This is a genomic window from Pseudomonas sp. P4795, from assembly GCF_048822895.1.
In the GTDB taxonomy this organism is placed as follows: domain Bacteria; phylum Pseudomonadota; class Gammaproteobacteria; order Pseudomonadales; family Pseudomonadaceae; genus Aquipseudomonas.
Map to the genome: position 1 here is coordinate 811,476 of NZ_JBMFBT010000002.1, position 14,799 is coordinate 826,274.

18 protein-coding genes are annotated in these 14,799 nt (G+C 58.7%); 1 reads left to right on the top strand and 17 read right to left on the bottom strand.

Going from position 1 to position 14,799, the window contains the following annotated elements; genetic code table 11:
- Positions 1-4: 4 nt before the first annotated feature.
- The 15 genes from ispG to trmJ all read right to left on the bottom strand — a co-directional run bounded on the left by ispG (position 5) and on the right by trmJ (position 11,971).
- The gene (ispG, locus tag ACOI8A_RS08115; RefSeq protein WP_420650571.1) at positions 5-1,114 is read right to left on the bottom strand and encodes a flavodoxin-dependent (E)-4-hydroxy-3-methylbut-2-enyl-diphosphate synthase; all 1,110 of its coding nucleotides are present in this window, start codon (positions 1,112-1,114) and stop codon (positions 5-7) included.
- Positions 1,115-1,117: 3 nt separating this feature from the next.
- Positions 1,118-2,137 carry a RodZ domain-containing protein gene (locus tag ACOI8A_RS08120; protein WP_420650570.1) on the bottom strand — a complete coding sequence of 340 codons (1,020 nt, stop codon included), beginning with the start codon at positions 2,135-2,137 and terminating at the stop codon, positions 1,118-1,120.
- Positions 2,137-2,895, bottom strand: a complete 759-nt coding sequence (pilW, locus tag ACOI8A_RS08125) for a type IV pilus biogenesis/stability protein PilW (RefSeq protein ID WP_420650569.1) — start codon at positions 2,893-2,895, stop codon at positions 2,137-2,139. The genes ACOI8A_RS08120 and pilW overlap by 1 nt, the downstream gene beginning before the upstream one ends.
- Positions 2,896-2,907: 12 nt before the next feature.
- Complete coding sequence (gene rlmN / locus ACOI8A_RS08130) at positions 2,908-4,056, bottom strand: 23S rRNA (adenine(2503)-C(2))-methyltransferase RlmN (protein WP_420650568.1); 1,149 nt, start codon at positions 4,054-4,056, stop codon at positions 2,908-2,910.
- 28 nt (positions 4,057-4,084) lie between these two features.
- A complete protein-coding gene (gene ndk, locus ACOI8A_RS08135) occupies positions 4,085-4,510 on the bottom strand; it encodes a nucleoside-diphosphate kinase (RefSeq protein ID WP_007916882.1) in 426 nt (141 codons plus the stop codon).
- A gap of 88 nt (positions 4,511-4,598) precedes the next feature.
- Positions 4,599-4,799 (bottom strand): Fe-S cluster assembly protein IscX, encoded by a 201-nt coding sequence (iscX, locus tag ACOI8A_RS08140; RefSeq protein ID WP_420650567.1) that lies wholly within the window; start codon positions 4,797-4,799, stop codon positions 4,599-4,601.
- A 14-nt stretch (positions 4,800-4,813) separates the two neighbouring features.
- On the bottom strand, positions 4,814-5,155 hold the full coding sequence (fdx, locus tag ACOI8A_RS08145; RefSeq protein ID WP_064392064.1) for an ISC system 2Fe-2S type ferredoxin: 342 nt from the start codon (positions 5,153-5,155) through the stop codon (positions 4,814-4,816).
- The gene (gene hscA, locus ACOI8A_RS08150) at positions 5,155-7,020 is read right to left on the bottom strand and encodes a Fe-S protein assembly chaperone HscA (RefSeq protein WP_420651215.1); all 1,866 of its coding nucleotides are present in this window, start codon (positions 7,018-7,020) and stop codon (positions 5,155-5,157) included. Before hscA ends, fdx begins: the two co-directional genes overlap by 1 nt.
- 51 nt (positions 7,021-7,071) lie before the next feature.
- The gene (gene hscB, locus ACOI8A_RS08155) at positions 7,072-7,593 is read right to left on the bottom strand and encodes a co-chaperone HscB (RefSeq protein ID WP_420650565.1); all 522 of its coding nucleotides are present in this window, start codon (positions 7,591-7,593) and stop codon (positions 7,072-7,074) included.
- Positions 7,594-7,601: 8 nt separating this feature from the next.
- Positions 7,602-7,925 carry an iron-sulfur cluster assembly protein IscA gene (gene iscA, locus ACOI8A_RS08160; RefSeq protein ID WP_048722793.1) on the bottom strand — a complete coding sequence of 108 codons (324 nt, stop codon included), beginning with the start codon at positions 7,923-7,925 and terminating at the stop codon, positions 7,602-7,604.
- 34 nt (positions 7,926-7,959) lie between these two features.
- Positions 7,960-8,346, bottom strand: coding sequence for a Fe-S cluster assembly scaffold IscU (gene iscU / locus ACOI8A_RS08165; RefSeq protein ID WP_064589074.1), 387 nt, complete (start codon positions 8,344-8,346; stop codon positions 7,960-7,962).
- A gap of 83 nt (positions 8,347-8,429) precedes the next feature.
- On the bottom strand, positions 8,430-9,644 hold the full coding sequence (locus tag ACOI8A_RS08170; protein WP_420650564.1) for an IscS subfamily cysteine desulfurase: 1,215 nt from the start codon (positions 9,642-9,644) through the stop codon (positions 8,430-8,432).
- Between the two features lie 50 nt (positions 9,645-9,694).
- Positions 9,695-10,186: a Fe-S cluster assembly transcriptional regulator IscR gene (gene iscR / locus ACOI8A_RS08175; RefSeq protein ID WP_420650563.1), complete on the bottom strand. Its 492-nt coding sequence runs from the start codon at positions 10,184-10,186 to the stop codon at positions 9,695-9,697.
- Positions 10,187-10,418: 232 nt separating this feature from the next.
- Positions 10,419-11,198 carry a serine O-acetyltransferase gene (gene cysE / locus ACOI8A_RS08180; protein ID WP_420650562.1) on the bottom strand — a complete coding sequence of 260 codons (780 nt, stop codon included), beginning with the start codon at positions 11,196-11,198 and terminating at the stop codon, positions 10,419-10,421.
- Between the two features lie 2 nt (positions 11,199-11,200).
- Positions 11,201-11,971, bottom strand: a complete 771-nt coding sequence (gene trmJ, locus ACOI8A_RS08185) for a tRNA (cytosine(32)/uridine(32)-2'-O)-methyltransferase TrmJ (RefSeq protein WP_277759169.1) — start codon at positions 11,969-11,971, stop codon at positions 11,201-11,203.
- Positions 11,972-12,116: 145 nt separating this feature from the next.
- Between trmJ and suhB the strand changes: the two genes are divergently transcribed.
- On the top strand, positions 12,117-12,935 hold the full coding sequence (suhB, locus tag ACOI8A_RS08190) for an inositol-phosphate phosphatase (protein WP_420650561.1): 819 nt from the start codon (positions 12,117-12,119) through the stop codon (positions 12,933-12,935).
- A 273-nt stretch (positions 12,936-13,208) separates the two neighbouring features.
- On the opposite strand, the gene ACOI8A_RS08195 is transcribed toward suhB, so the two are convergent.
- Together ACOI8A_RS08195 and secF are read right to left on the bottom strand one after the other, a co-directional pair.
- A complete protein-coding gene (locus ACOI8A_RS08195) occupies positions 13,209-13,757 on the bottom strand; it encodes a glycine zipper 2TM domain-containing protein (RefSeq protein ID WP_420650560.1) in 549 nt (182 codons plus the stop codon).
- Between the two features lie 120 nt (positions 13,758-13,877).
- The gene (secF, locus tag ACOI8A_RS08200; RefSeq protein WP_420650559.1) at positions 13,878-14,792 is read right to left on the bottom strand and encodes a protein translocase subunit SecF; all 915 of its coding nucleotides are present in this window, start codon (positions 14,790-14,792) and stop codon (positions 13,878-13,880) included.
- Positions 14,793-14,799 lie beyond the last annotated feature (7 nt).

The following is a 14,799-nucleotide window of genomic DNA, read 5'->3' on the forward strand; positions in this document are numbered from 1 at the left end:
TGGCTCAGCCGCGCGCGATAACCGCTGCGTCAGCTTCGACCTTCTCGGCCGCTTTCTGGCGGATCAAGCGTTCAAGCTCATCTACCAGATTGTCATTCGTCAGTTTCTGCGCCGGCTTGCCGTCGATGTAAATCAGGTTCGGGGTACCGCCAGTCAAGCCGATATGCGCTTCCTTGGCTTCGCCGGGGCCGTTGACCACACAACCGATCACCGCGACATCCAGCGGGACCAGCAGGTCTTCAAGGCGCCCTTCCAGCTCGTTCATGGTTTTCACCACATCGAAGTTCTGCCGCGAGCAGCTCGGGCAGGCGATGAAGTTGATGCCACGGGAACGCAGATGCAAAGACTTGAGAATGTCGTAACCGACCTTCACTTCCTCGACCGGATCGGCCGCCAGCGAGATGCGGATAGTATCGCCAATCCCTTCGGCGAGCAGCATACCGAGGCCCACGGCAGATTTCACTGTGCCTGAACGCAATCCACCGGCTTCAGTGATACCCAGGTGCAGCGGCTGGACGATTTCCTTGGCCAGCAAACGGTAGGCTTCGACGGCCATGAACACGTCGGAGGCCTTCACGCTGACCTTGAAGTCCTGAAAATTCAGGCGTTCCAGGTGCTCGACGTGGCGCAGGGCCGATTCAACCAGCGCGGCCGGGGTCGGCTCGCCGTATTTCTTTTGCAGGTCTTTTTCCAGCGAACCGGCGTTGACGCCGATGCGGATTGGAATCCCGCGATCACGGGCGGCATCGACCACGGCGCGCACACGGTCTTCGCGACCAATGTTGCCGGGGTTGATACGCAGGCAATCGACACCCAGTTCGGCTACGCGCAAAGCGATCTTGTAGTCGAAGTGGATATCGGCAACCAGCGGCACCTTGACCAGTTGTTTGATCTTGCCGAACGCTTCGGCAGCGTCCATGTCCGGCACCGAAATACGCACGATGTCGACGCCGGCAGCTTCCAGACGATTGATCTGCGCAACGGTAGCGGCGACGTCATTGGTGTCGCTGTTGGTCATGCTCTGCACAGCGATAGGCGCATCGCCGCCGACCGGTACGTTACCGACCCAGATCTTGCGCGAAACGCGACGTTTGATTGGAGATTCGCCGTGCATGACTTATTGACCCAACTTCAGGCGAGCGGTCTCGCCACTGGTGAACGGAGCGATGTCGACCGGCTGGCCGTTGTAGCTGATCTGCGCGCCACGGGCATAACCCAGACGTACGGCAAACGGTGGCTTGCCGGCAACGGCGAGACTGTCGCCCTTGCGCTTCAGACCACTGAACAGAACCTTGCCACTGCCATCGCTGACCTGAGTCCAGCAATCGGCAACGAACTGCACTTGCACCTGACCTTGGCCGGCGACCGCAGCGGTCGGCGCAGCAGCAGGAGCCGCAGCAACTGGAGCAGTGACGGTTGGCGCTGGTGTAGCTGGAACAGCTGGAGCTGGCGTTGCAACAACCGGCGCTGGCGTGTGCACCGGTGCGACAGGCGCCACAACCGGAGCTGTCGGCGTGGTCGTTGGTACAGGCGCTTCAGCGGTGGTCGATTCGTCAGCAGCCGTTTCCGATTGCGGCAGTGCCAGAGCGGTCGAGCCCTCGGCCTGCGCTTGCTCGACAGCCTGGTCTTCCGGCTCGTCCAGCGGATGAATCTGCGTGGTGCCGTCAGCGCCTTCGACTTCGACGTGTTCAGGCGCCAGCGTGGTCAAATCCTTGGTGCGCTGCGAAGTCTGATCCTGCCACCAGACGAAACCGCCGCCGATGACCGCGATCAGCAACAGCAGGCTGACGATACGCAAAATAGTATGGGAAACGCGCACGGGCTCTTCGATACGACCGAGGGCGTGCACATTGCTGCCCTGGGAATCGGTGCCGGTGGACTGGTCGAATTGCTGGACCAAAGCGGTCTGGTCCATGCCGAGCAACTTGGCATAGGCGCGAATATAGCCGCGAGCAAAGGTATGCCCCGGCAGCTTGTCGAACGCGCCGGCTTCAAGATTGCTCAGGGAGGTCACGGTGAGGTTGAGCTTGAGGGCCACTTCGGCCAGCGACCAGCCATTGCTTTCGCGGGCCTGGCGCAAGGTCTCACCGGGGTTAACGCGATTCGCTGCTACAACTTCGGGATGCGCCGCTTTCATCATTGCTCCGACAGGTATTGCTGATATTCCGGCGTACCGGGATAGAGTCGTTTTAATTGCAGGCCCGCACTGGCGGCCTTGTCGCGATCTTCAAATACTTTCGCCAACCGAACGGCGAGCAACAGACTACGTGCATTTTGCTCGGCAAGCAGGCTGAAACGGTCGTAATAGTCACGCGCGGGCACATAATGCCTGTCTTCGAATGACAACTCAGCCATTTCCAGCAATGCGCGTGGTTGTTGACGATTCAAGCGCAACGCCTTTTCCAGTTGCTGCTGCGCCAAATCGCGCTGACCGAGCTTTGCCGCCGTCATACCGAGGTTCTCGAACACACGCGAGCGCTCAGGATACAGGGTATCGGCGGCAGCCTGTTCAAAACGCTCGTAGGCTTCCTTGTAACGCTGTTCTTCGTAGAGAAAACTGCCGTAATTGTTGAGGGTGCGGGCATCGGCGGGACGCGAAGACAAGGCCTTGCGGAAATGCTCATCGGCCAGTGCAGGCTCCATCTCGGCCTGGAATACCAGGCCAAGCGCGGCATTCGCATCAGGATCCGAGCTGTCCAGATCGAGGGCTTTCTTCAGCGGCACTTTCGCGCGCTCGGTCATGCCCTGCTGCAAATACCCCAGACCCAACTGCACGTAGGCAGCCCGCGCTTCATCGCGGCCCTTGCTGGTCTTCATCGGGTTGTAATCGCCCGACAGGACACAGCCAGCACTCAGGCTGGCCAACAGCAACAGCAGCGCAAAGCGCAGGGACATAGAGATCCTCTCTTAGTTTGTATTCGCGGCGTTCTGCGCCAGATCGCCATCAGCGTTCAATTCACGCACGGCAATGTAACGTTCGCTGCGGCGGGTGCGATCCAGCACCTGCCCTACCAATTGTCCGCAAGCAGCGTCGATGTCTTCACCACGAGTGGTGCGCACAGTGACGTTGTAGCCTGCCTGATGCAGCTGATCCTGGAACCGGCGGATGGCATTGTTGCTCGGCCGCTCGTACCCGGAATGCGGGAACGGGTTGAACGGAATCAGGTTGATCTTGCACGGAGTGTTCTTGAGCAACTCGATCATCTCAACGGCATGTTCGACTTTGTCGTTGATGTCTTTGAGCAAGGTGTACTCGACGGTCAGCACGCGTTTTTCGCCCAGAGACGACATGTAGCGCTGGCACGACTCGAGCAGCATCTTAAGCGGATATTTCTTGTTGATCGGCACCAATTGGTTACGCAATGCGTCATTTGGTGCGTGCAGCGACAACGCCAGGGACACGTCGATGTGCTTGGACAGCTCATCGATCATCGGCACCACGCCCGAAGTGGACAGGGTCACGCGGCGCTTGGAGATCCCGTAACCGAGGTCATCCATCATCAGATGCATGGCGGCCACGACGTTATCGAAGTTCAGCAGCGGCTCACCCATGCCCATCATCACCACGTTGGTGATGGCACGGTCGACGGTTGCCGGGACGCTGCCGAAAGATTTGTTGGCAATCCACACCTGACCGATGACTTCGGCGGCGGTGAGGTTGCTATTGAAGCCTTGCTTGCCGGTGGAGCAGAAACTGCAATCCAGGGCACAGCCTGCCTGGGACGAAACGCACAGAGTGCCGCGTTTGCCTTGGGGAATGTACACGGTCTCGACGCAGCTGCCGGACGCCACACGCACCACCCACTTACGGGTGCCGTCGGTGGAGATGTCCTCGCTGACAACTTCCGGACCACGGACCTCAGCAATGGTCTTGAGCTTGTCGCGCAAGGCCTTGCTGACGTTCGTCATGGCGTCGAAATCATCGACGCCAAAGTGGTGAATCCATTTCATTACCTGACCGGCACGGAAACGCTTCTCCCCGATTGAGTCGAAGAATTTTTCCATTTCCTGTTGAGTGAGACCCAGCAGGTTGGTTTTTACAGTCGATGTAGTCATGGATTCACCTTCACTCTTAAGCCAATGCTTAGCGAGTGGTTACTTCAGTAGCTGCGAAGAAGTACGAGATTTCACGCGCAGCAGCGGCTTCGGAGTCCGAACCGTGCACAGCGTTGGCGTCGATGGAATCAGCGAAGTCAGCACGGATGGTGCCGGCAGCAGCTTCTTTAGGGTTGGTAGCGCCCATCAGCTCACGGTTCAGAGCGATAGCGTTTTCGCCTTCCAGAACCTGAACAACAACAGGGCCGGAGATCATGAAAGCAACCAGGTCGCCGAAGAAACCACGAGCGCTGTGCTCAGCGTAGAAGCCTTCAGCTTCAGCTTTGGACAGTTGCTTCAGTTTCGAAGCTACAACGCGCAGGCCTGCTTTTTCGAAACGAGTGGTGATCTCGCCGATGACGTTTTTTGCAACAGCGTCAGGCTTGATGATGGAGAAAGTACGTTGAACAGCCATGGTGTAACTCCAGAAACGGTAATTTGTGAAAAATTAAACCCGCGAATTATACGCGGGTTCTTGGGTATTGCCTAACCTGCGAGGACGATCAGTCTGCTTCTTCGATCCAGAGCGTCTGAACCGCTTCCAACACCTTCTCGCCACAACGGCCCGAGGTGTTGTCGAAATCGGGAAGTTCCATGATCCATCGCTGCAAGTCGACGAAATTGACAGAAAGTGGATTCACATCCGGCTTGGTTTCGGCCAATTCTTCTGCAATGCGTTGAACATCATTCCAACCATAACTCATGACAGTAGTACCAATCAGTGCGGCGCTTCGGCGGCGTGGTTGAGCGAGTACTTCGGAATCTCGACGGTGATGTCTTCTTCACCAACGATAGCCTGACAGGCCAGACGCGATTGCGCTTCCAGACCCCAGGCGCGATCGAGGAAGTCTTCTTCCAGCTCGTCAGCCTCCTCCATCGAGTCAAAACCCTCGCGGATGATGCAGTGACAAGTAGTGCAAGCGCAGACGCCGCCGCAGGCGCTTTCCATCTCGATATGGTGTTCGTGAGCCAGTTCGAGGATCGACGTGCCGGGCGCAGCGTCTACAACCATGCCTTCAGGGCAGAACTTCTCGTGGGGCAGAAAAATGACCTGCGGCATCAGATATCCTCGATTTCATCTAGGTTGCGCCCCGACAGAGCGGCTTTCACCGTCAAATCCATGCGGCGGGCAGCAAAAGCATCGGTCACTTGCGACAGACGCTTGGTCTGCTGCTCGATGGCGTAACCATCGGTGCCTTTCATCAGTTCGGTCAGTTCCTGCACCTGCATGTCGATGACCATGCGCTCTTCGGCGTCGAGCAAGCGCTCGCCATCAACCTCAAGTGCAGCCTGCACGGCTTCGATCAGACGCTGAGCGTCGACCTGCTGCTCACGCAGGACGCGGGCGACTTTGTCGTCATTGGCGTGCTGGAACGAATCCTTGAGCATCTTGGCGATTTCGCCGTCGGTCAGACCGTAAGACGGCTTGACCTGAATGCTTGCCTCCACGCCCGAACCGAGTTCACGCGCAGATACGCTGAGCAGACCGTCGGCATCGACCTGGAAGGTCACGCGAATCTTCGCCGCACCGGCAACCATCGCCGGAATGCCGCGCAATTCGAAGCGTGCCAGCGAGCGGCAATCGCTGATCAGCTCGCGCTCGCCCTGCAACACATGGATCGCCATGGCCGACTGGCCATCTTTATAAGTAGTGAAATCCTGAGCACGAGCGACGGGGATGGTGGTGTTGCGCGGAATCACCTTCTCCATCAGACCGCCCATGGTTTCCAGCCCCAGGGACAACGGAATCACGTCGAGCAGCAGCAGTTCGCCGCCATCGCGCTTGTTGCCAGCCAACGTATCAGCCTGGATCGCGGCACCGATGGCCACCACTTGATCCGGGTCGATCTCAGTCAGCGGCTCACGGCCGAAGGCTTGGGCGACTGCTTCGCGAACACGCGGCACGCGAGTAGAACCGCCAACCATGACCACGGCATGCACGTCTTCCAGCTCAATACCGGAATCACGCACGGCGCGACGGCAGGCTTTCAGGCTGCGAGCGACCATAGGCTCGATCAGCGCATCGAAGGCTTCGCGTGTCAGAGCAGCTTTCCAGTCACCGTAGGCGACTTCAACACTATTGGTATCGGTCAGCGCTTCTTTGGCCGCGCAAGCGGTTTGCAGCAGGCTGCGCTGCGCGCCCGGATCGAGGTCGGCGGACAAACCGGCGCTCTCGATGATCCAGCCAGCAATTGCGTGGTCGAAGTCATCGCCGCCCAGCGCGGTGTCGCCGCCGGTGGCCAGCACTTCGAAGACGCCGCCGGTCAGGCGCAGAATCGAAATATCAAAGGTACCGCCACCCAAGTCATAAATGGCGACCAGGCCTTCGGCGTGTTGATCCAGACCGTAGGCAACCGCCGCAGCAGTCGGCTCGTTGAGCAAGCGCAGTACGTTAAGACCGGCGAGCTTCGCCGCATCCTTGGTCGCCTGGCGCTGAGCATCATCAAAGTAGGCTGGAACGGTAATCACCGCACCAACCAGTTCGCCGCCGAGCGCTTCTTCAGCGCGCTGACGCAGCACTTTGAGGATGTCGGCGGAAACTTCGACCGGGCTTTTCGGCCCCTGAACCGTTTCGATGAACGGCATGTGCGACTCGCCGCCAATGAAGCGATACGGCAGCTGATCGCCCAATTGCTTGACGTCGGACAGACCACGACCCATCAAGCGCTTGACCGACAGCACGGTATTCAAAGGATCGGAGGATGCGGCCAGTTTGGCCGACTCGCCGACTTCGACGCGATCGGCGTGATAACGCACAGCGGACGGCAGGATGACCTGCCCGTCAGCGTCGGCCAGCGGCTCGGAAAGACCACTGCGCAACGCAGCGACCAGCGAATTGGTAGTGCCCAAGTCGATCCCCACAGCCAGACGACGCTGGTGCGGTTGAGGACTTTGGCCGGGTTCGGCGATCTGCAGTAGGGCCATCGTGATCAGGACTTATCTGTATATCAGGCGTGCGACCGGAGCGGCACTGGGTTAATCGTCGAGGCGCTCTTCTAACTGGCGCACTTCGTAGGACAGCTTGTCGAGGAACTGCATGCGCCGCATCAGGCGTTCGGCCTGTTCGCGTTGCGCCGCATCATCCCAACAGGCTGCGAAACTGTCGCTCAACTGATCCTGAGCGGTTTTCAGACGACGCTTGAACGCCGCGACACCGTCCAGATCGGCGCTGTCCTGCAGATCTTCGAGTTCTTCGCGCAACTCCATCTGTTGCAGCAAAAACTCCGGATCATGCACCGTGACCTCCAGCGGCAACTCACGACCGCCCATGGCGAGCAGGTAACGCGCGCGCTGGGGCGAACTCTTGAGCGTCTGATAGGCCTCGTTCAGTCGTGCAGACTGCTCGAGCGCCAACCGCTGCTCACGCTCGGAAGCGTCGGCAAAACGGTCAGGATGAACACCGCGCGCCAACTCACGATAGCGCGTGGCCAACTGCTCGAGATCCAGACGGAAACTCGGTTGCAGCTCGAATAAAGCGAAATGACAAGGAATACCCACGACAAGCCTCAGATGTTGAAGCTTTCGCCGCAGCCACATTCACCGCGTACGTTGGGATTGTTGAACTTGAAGCCTTCGTTCAACCCTTCCTTGACGAAATCGAGCTCGGTGCCGTCCAGGTAGGTGAGGCTTTTCGGGTCGATGATCACTTTCTCGCCGTGACTTTCGAACACCTGATCCTCTTCGACCACCTCGTCGACAAACTCCAGCACGTAGGCAAGGCCGGAACAGCCTGTGGTACGAACCCCCAGACGAATCCCTTCACCTTTGCCGCGCCCGTCAAGGGAGCGTCGCACGTGTCGAGCAGCCGCTTCTGTCATGCTGATAGCCATCGGTGACTCCTTACTCGTCGCCAAATCCTGGAATTCAGATCAAGCCTTTCTTCTGCTTGTAATCGCGAACGGCCGCTTTGATAGCGTCTTCAGCGAGAACCGAGCAGTGAATTTTCACTGGCGGCAGGGCCAGTTCTTCGGCCAGCTGAGTGTTCTTGATGGTTTCGGCTTCGTCCAGGGTCTTGCCCTTCATCCACTCGGTGGCGAGGGAGCTGGAAGCAATGGCCGAACCGCAACCGTAGGTCTTGAACTTGGCGTCTTCGATAACGCCCTGGTCGTTGACCTTGATTTGCAGACGCATCACGTCGCCGCACGCTGGTGCGCCGACCATGCCAGTGCCGACATCCGGGTCTTCGGCGTCCATCTTGCCGACGTTACGCGGGTTTTCGTAGTGGTCGATGACCTTTTCGCTGTAAGCCATGATGCTTATTCCTCACTCATCAGAGAGTCGCTCTTTGGGCCCCGCAACCGAAGTCCGCAGGGCTGGTTCGCGGCGACTTGAAATCAGTGTGCCGCCCACTCGATTTTCGAAATGTCGACACCGTCTTTGTACATGTCCCACAGCGGCGACAGAGCGCGCAGCTTGGTAACGGCCTCGCAGACTTTCTGCGCGGCGTAGTCGATTTCTTCTTCGGTGGTGAAACGGCCGAAGGTGAAGCGGATCGAGCTGTGTGCCAGTTCGTCGTTGCGGCCGAGGGCGCGCAGTACGTACGAAGGCTCGAGCGAAGCTGAGGTGCAGGCCGAACCGGACGATACCGCCAGATCCTTGAGCGCCATGATCAGCGACTCGCCTTCAACGTAGTTGAAGCTCAGGTTCAGGTTGTGCGGAACGCGAGCGGTCATGCTGCCGTTGACGTACAGCTCTTCCAGATGCTCGACCTGTTTGTAGAAGCGGTCACTCAGGGCTTTGATGCGAACGTTTTCGGCAGCCATGTCTTCCTTGGCTACACGGAAGGCTTCGCCCATGCCGACGATCTGGTGAGTCGCCAGGGTGCCGGAACGCATGCCACGCTCGTGACCGCCGCCGTGCATGGTCGCTTCGATGCGCACACGCGGCTTGCGGCTGACGTACAGCGCGCCGATGCCTTTAGGGCCGTAAGTTTTGTGGGCAGAGAACGACATCAGGTCGACTTTCAGCTTCGACAGGTCGATGTCGACCTTGCCGGTGGACTGAGCAGCGTCGACATGGAACAGAATGCCTTTGGCGCGCAGCATCTCGCCGATGGCGGCGATGTCGTTGACGGTGCCGATTTCGTTGTTCACGTGCATGGCCGAAACCAGGATGGTGTCGTCACGCAGTGCCGCTTCGATCATCGCCGGGGTAACCAGGCCATCGGTTTGCGGCTCAAGGTAAGTCACTTCGAAACCTTCACGCTCCAGTTGGCGCATGGTGTCGAGGACAGCCTTGTGCTCAATCTTGGTGGTGATCAGGTGCTTGCCCTTGGAGGCGTAGAAATGTGCCGCACCCTTGATTGCCAGGTTGTTGGACTCGGTAGCACCGGAGGTCCAGACGATTTCACGCGGGTCGGCGTTGACCAGATCGGCCACCTGACGACGGGCGTTTTCAACGGACTCTTCAGCTTTCCAGCCGAACACGTGGGAACGGGACGCCGGGTTACCGAAGTTTCCGTCGACCAGCAGGCATTCACTCATTTTTTGCGCAACGCGCGGATCGACCGGGGTCGTCGCTGAGTAATCAAGGTAAATCGGCAATTTCATGGACTATCTCCTAAATCAGGCTGGCTGGCGTGCCGCTAGCTCTTTGGCTGTCATTCGACGGCGGACGCTTCAATCTTGTCCAGGCGCGGCGCCTTGCCATTGCAATGGCGCTGATCCTGACGCTGGGCCACTTCCTGTACCTCACGGCGAGTTACGAGGTCGGCCAAGCTGATACCGCTGAGAAACTCGTGAATCTGCAGGCTCAGATCGCACCACAGATGATGGGTCAGGCAAGTGTCGCCGGAATGGCAATCACCCTGCCCCCCGCACTTGGTGGCATCGACCGATTCGTTTACCGCATCGATCACCTGAGCTACCTGAATGCCCTGCATGTCGCGGGACAACTGGTAACCACCGCCCGGGCCGCGAACACTGGAAACCAGGTTACTGCGGCGCAGCTTGGCGAAAAGCTGTTCGAGATAGGACAGGGAGATGCCTTGGCGCTCGGAGATATCGGCCAGGGACACCGGCCCGTGCTGCGCGTGCAACGCCAGGTCAAGCATGGCTGTCACGGCGTATCGGCCTTTTGTAGTCAGTCGCATGGACAATTACCACGGAGTTCGGAATGGGTGCGAGTATGCAATTCCCGAGTATTTAAGTCAACTTTAAGACCTAGTACTTTAGTCAGGTTTACCCGCAAAAGAGCGCGCGAATCATAGCAGGGTCTGCGGCGTAATGGCACACCGCTTGCCGGAGCCTGTGTAGGAGCTGCCGAAGGCTGCGATCTTTTGATCTTATAAAAAGATCGCAGCGTGCCGCAGCTCCTACAGGGGGTCATCCGTGGGTCTTGGTTTCGTCCTTGCCTTTGACGCAGGCGAAATCTTCTTCGCGCAGCTCGGGCAGATCTTTCGCACAGTAATTGCTGCCCAGATCTTTCAACGCGCCGCACATACCCTCTAGACGCCCGTCCACCGCTTGCAGGTGATCAAGCAACTGGCCGATAGCGCGCGCCACCGGGTCAGGCATGTCTTCGCTGACGCCATAGGCGTCAAAACCGATCTTCTCGGCCATTGCCTTGCGCTTGGCGTCCTGTTCTTCGTCGGACTTGATGATGATCCGCCCCGGAATGCCGACCACGGTTGCGCCCGGAGGCACTTCCTTGGTCACCACCGCATTGGAACCGACCTTCGCACCAGCACCGACGGTGAACGGACCAAGCACCTTCGCGCCCGCACCAACGACAACGCCATCGCCGAGAGTCGGATGACGCTTGCCCTTGTTCCAGCTAGTGCCACCAAGGGTCACACCCTGATAAATCGTCACGTCATCGCCGATCTCAGCAGTTTCACCGATCACGATGCCCATGCCGTGATCAATAAAGAAACGCCGACCGACCTTCGCTCCCGGATGAATCTCGATCCCGGTCAACCAGCGACCGAAGTTCGACACCAGTCGCGCCAGCCATTTCAGCTCGTTGCGCCACAGCATACCGGCCAATCGATGAATCCAGATGGCATGCATGCCGGGGTAGCAAGTCAGCACTTCAAAAGCGTTACGCGCCGCCGGGTCCCGGTGGAATACGCTCTGGATATCTTCACGCAAACGCTCGAACATCATTAATCCTTCCGCTTAAGAAGCTCACCACGGGCCGCTTTCTGGGTTTCCGTGAGGATGCCACGCAATATATTCATTTCCGCCCGGCTGACCGAGCTGCGTCCGTACAACCGGCGCAGGCGCGCCATCAAGTGCCGCGGTTTTTCAGGGTCGAGGAATTCGATGGCCACGAGCGTCTGCTCAAGGTGCTCATAGAATCGCTCCAATTCGTCCATCGTCGCCAGCTCGGCGCTTTTCACCGAGGCGACTTCTTCCTTTTCGACCTTGCTCGGCTGACCCTGAGCGGCCAGCCAGGCCATGCGCACTTCATAGCTCAACACCTGCACCGCCGCCCCAAGGTTCAGCGAACTGAACTCCGGATCGGAGGGAATGTGTACGTGAAAGTGACATCGCTGCAGCTCGTCATTGGTCAGGCCGGAATCTTCGCGACCAAAGACCAAAGCGATTTCCGCGCCCTGCCCCGCCTCCTCGACCACTTTGGTCCCGCACTCGCGCGGATCCAGCAGCGGCCAGGGGATACGGCGATCACGGGCACTGGTGCCGAGCACCAGATTGCAGCCGACCAGCGCATCTTCGAGGGTGGCGACGACTTGCGCGTTTTCCAGAATGTCACCGGCACCGGAGGCGCGGGCATCGGCTTCGTGGTGCGGAAACAGGCGTGGCTCGACCAGTACCAGTCGCGACAACCCCATATTCTTCATGGCGCGCGCGGCCCCGCCGATATTGCCGGGATGGCTGGTATTGACCAGGACGACACGAATATTTTGCAGCACGGCGGGCGCTCTCGGACTGGGGAAAAGGGAGCAAATCTTACAGAACAGCCTACCGTTAAGCTATGAAAGCGAACAGCAACCTTCACCTGAAGAAAAGTTCTGATAGAATGCGCGGCTTTCTTTAACAACCTTAGGTGACACATCCATGCAGCCCATGCTGAATATCGCGCTGCGCGCCGCCCGCAGCGCCAGTGAACTGATCTTCCGCTCCATCGAGCGCCTGGATACCATCAAGGTCGACGAAAAAGACGCCAAGGATTACGTATCCGAGGTGGATCGCGCCGCTGAGCAGAAAATCATTGACGCGCTGCGCAAGGCTTACCCGAATCACTCGATCCGCGGCGAAGAGACCGGCATGCACGCCGGTACCGGCATCGAAGGCGAAGAGTACCTGTGGATCATCGATCCGCTGGACGGCACCACCAACTTTCTGCGCGGCATTCCTCACTTCGCTGTCAGCATCGCCTGCAAATACCGCGGTCGCCTGGAACACGCTGTTGTTCTGGACCCGGTTCGCCAGGAAGAATTCACCGCCAGCCGTGGTCGCGGCGCTCAACTGAACGGTCGTCGTCTGCGCGTCAGCGGTCGCACCAGCCTCGACGGCGCTCTGCTGGGTACTGGCTTCCCGTTCCGTGATGACCAGATGGACAACCTCGAAAACTATCTGGGCATGTTCCGCGCCCTGGTTGGTCAGACTGCCGGCATCCGTCGCGCTGGCGCAGCGAGCCTGGACCTGGCCTACGTGGCTGCCGGTCGTTTCGACGCGTTCTGGGAATCGGGTCTGTCCGAATGGGACATGGCTGCTGGCGCCCTGCTGATTCAAGAGGCCGGCGGCCTGGTGAGCGACTTCACTGGCGGTCACGACTTCCTGGAAAAAGGCCACATCGTTGCCGGCAACACCAAATGCTTCAAAGCAGTTCTGACGGCGATCCAGCCGCACCTGCCGCCTTCGCTGAAGCGCTAAGCTTCCCGCGAAACACAAAAGGCACCCTTCGGGGTGCTTTTTTTATGCCTGCTCCTTTGAATATCACCCCCTGTAGGAGCTGCCGCAGGCTGCGATCTTTTGATCTTAAGACGCCAGAATCAAGATCAAAAGATCGCAGCCTGCGGCAGCTCCTACACGGAAATCAGGCGAATCAGACGAGGTAGGTAAATCAGCAGAAGATCGGTCAACTGAAAATATTTCGGGCACAAAAAAAGCACCCCGAAGGGTGCTTCTCTTTAAGCGATCAGCAGATCACTGGGCTGGCTCGTTCTGCGACAGAACCAGTTTGCCTTCCTTGTCGACCGGAATCTGGTTGCCCGGATCACGATCCATGCGCACTTTGCCTTCCTTGCCATCCAGCGAATACCGAACGTCGTAGCCAACGACCTTGTCGCTGATGTCATTTACTGTATTGCAGCGGGTTTGCGTGGTGGTGTAGGTATCACGATTCTGCATGCCTTCCTGCACCTTGTTGCCGGCATAACCGCCACCGACCGCACCGGCCACCGTGGCAATTTTCTTGCCGGTGCCGCCGCCAATCTGGTTACCCAGCAAACCACCGGCTACCGCACCGATTGCGGTACCGAGAATCTGGTGTTGATCCTTGACCGGCGCCTGCCGGGTCACTGCTACATCCTTGCACACTTCACGTGGCGTCTTGATTTGTGTCTTCACCGGCTCAACGGCCAACACTTGCGCATACTCAGGGCCGCTTTTAACCAGGCTGTAGGTGGCAACAGCACCCCCGGCAGTCACACCGACAGCACCCAATACCGCACCAACCAGCAACGACTTGTTCACATGAACCTCCTGACCATCACATGCGGGACGCGCCCGCGCTTCTCCCAGCCTTGGAGCATAAAAAAAGGCGCGAGTTCAACTCGCGCCTTTTTTAGCTGATAGCCGGGAAAACGACGACCGTTATGGAAGGTCGTCGACTTCCTTCTCGGTGTTAGCCGGTGGAATCAGGTCTTCGGTCGTCAGGTTCAGCCAGATCAGCACCACGTTGGCGATGTAGATCGACGAGTAAGTACCCGCCAGCACACCGATGAACAGCGCGATGGAGAAGCCGAACAGGTTGTCGCCGCCGAAGAACAGCAGCGCCGCGATCGCCAGCAAGGTGGAGATCGAAGTCGCCATGGTGCGCAACAGGGTCTGGGTGGTCGAGATATTGATGTTCTCGATCAACGTAGCCTTGCGCAGCACGCGGAAGTTCTCACGCACCCGGTCGAATACCACGATGGTGTCGTTCAGCGAGTAACCGATGATCGCCAGTACCGCCGCCAGTACCGTCAGGTCGAAGGTGATCTGGAAGAACGACAGGATACCGATGGTCACGATCACGTCGTGGATCAGCGAAACAATGGCGCCGACCGCGAATTTCCACTGAAAGCGGAAAGCCAGGTAGATCAGGATGCCACCGAGCGCCAGCAGCATGCCGAGGCCGCCCTGGTCGCGCAGTTCTTCACCGACCTGCGGCCCGACGAACTCGACACGCTTGACCATCGCCGGGTTGTCGCCGCCGACTTTCAGCAGCGCTTCCGCCACCTGATGACCCAACTGCGGATCTTCACCCGGCATACGCACCAGCAGATCGGTAGTCGCACCGAAGCTCTGCACGATGGCTTCGTTGTAACCCGAACTTGCCAGTTGCTCACGCACCTTGGTGACATCGGCCGGACGCTCGTAGGTCAGCTCGATGAGCGTACCGCCGGTGAAGTCCAGACCCCAGTTCATGCCCTTGGTGGCGACACTGAACAAGGCCAGCACGGTGAGGAATACTGTGACGCCGAACGCGAAGTTGCGAACGCCCATGAAGTTGATTGTACGTAACATGGCAGCC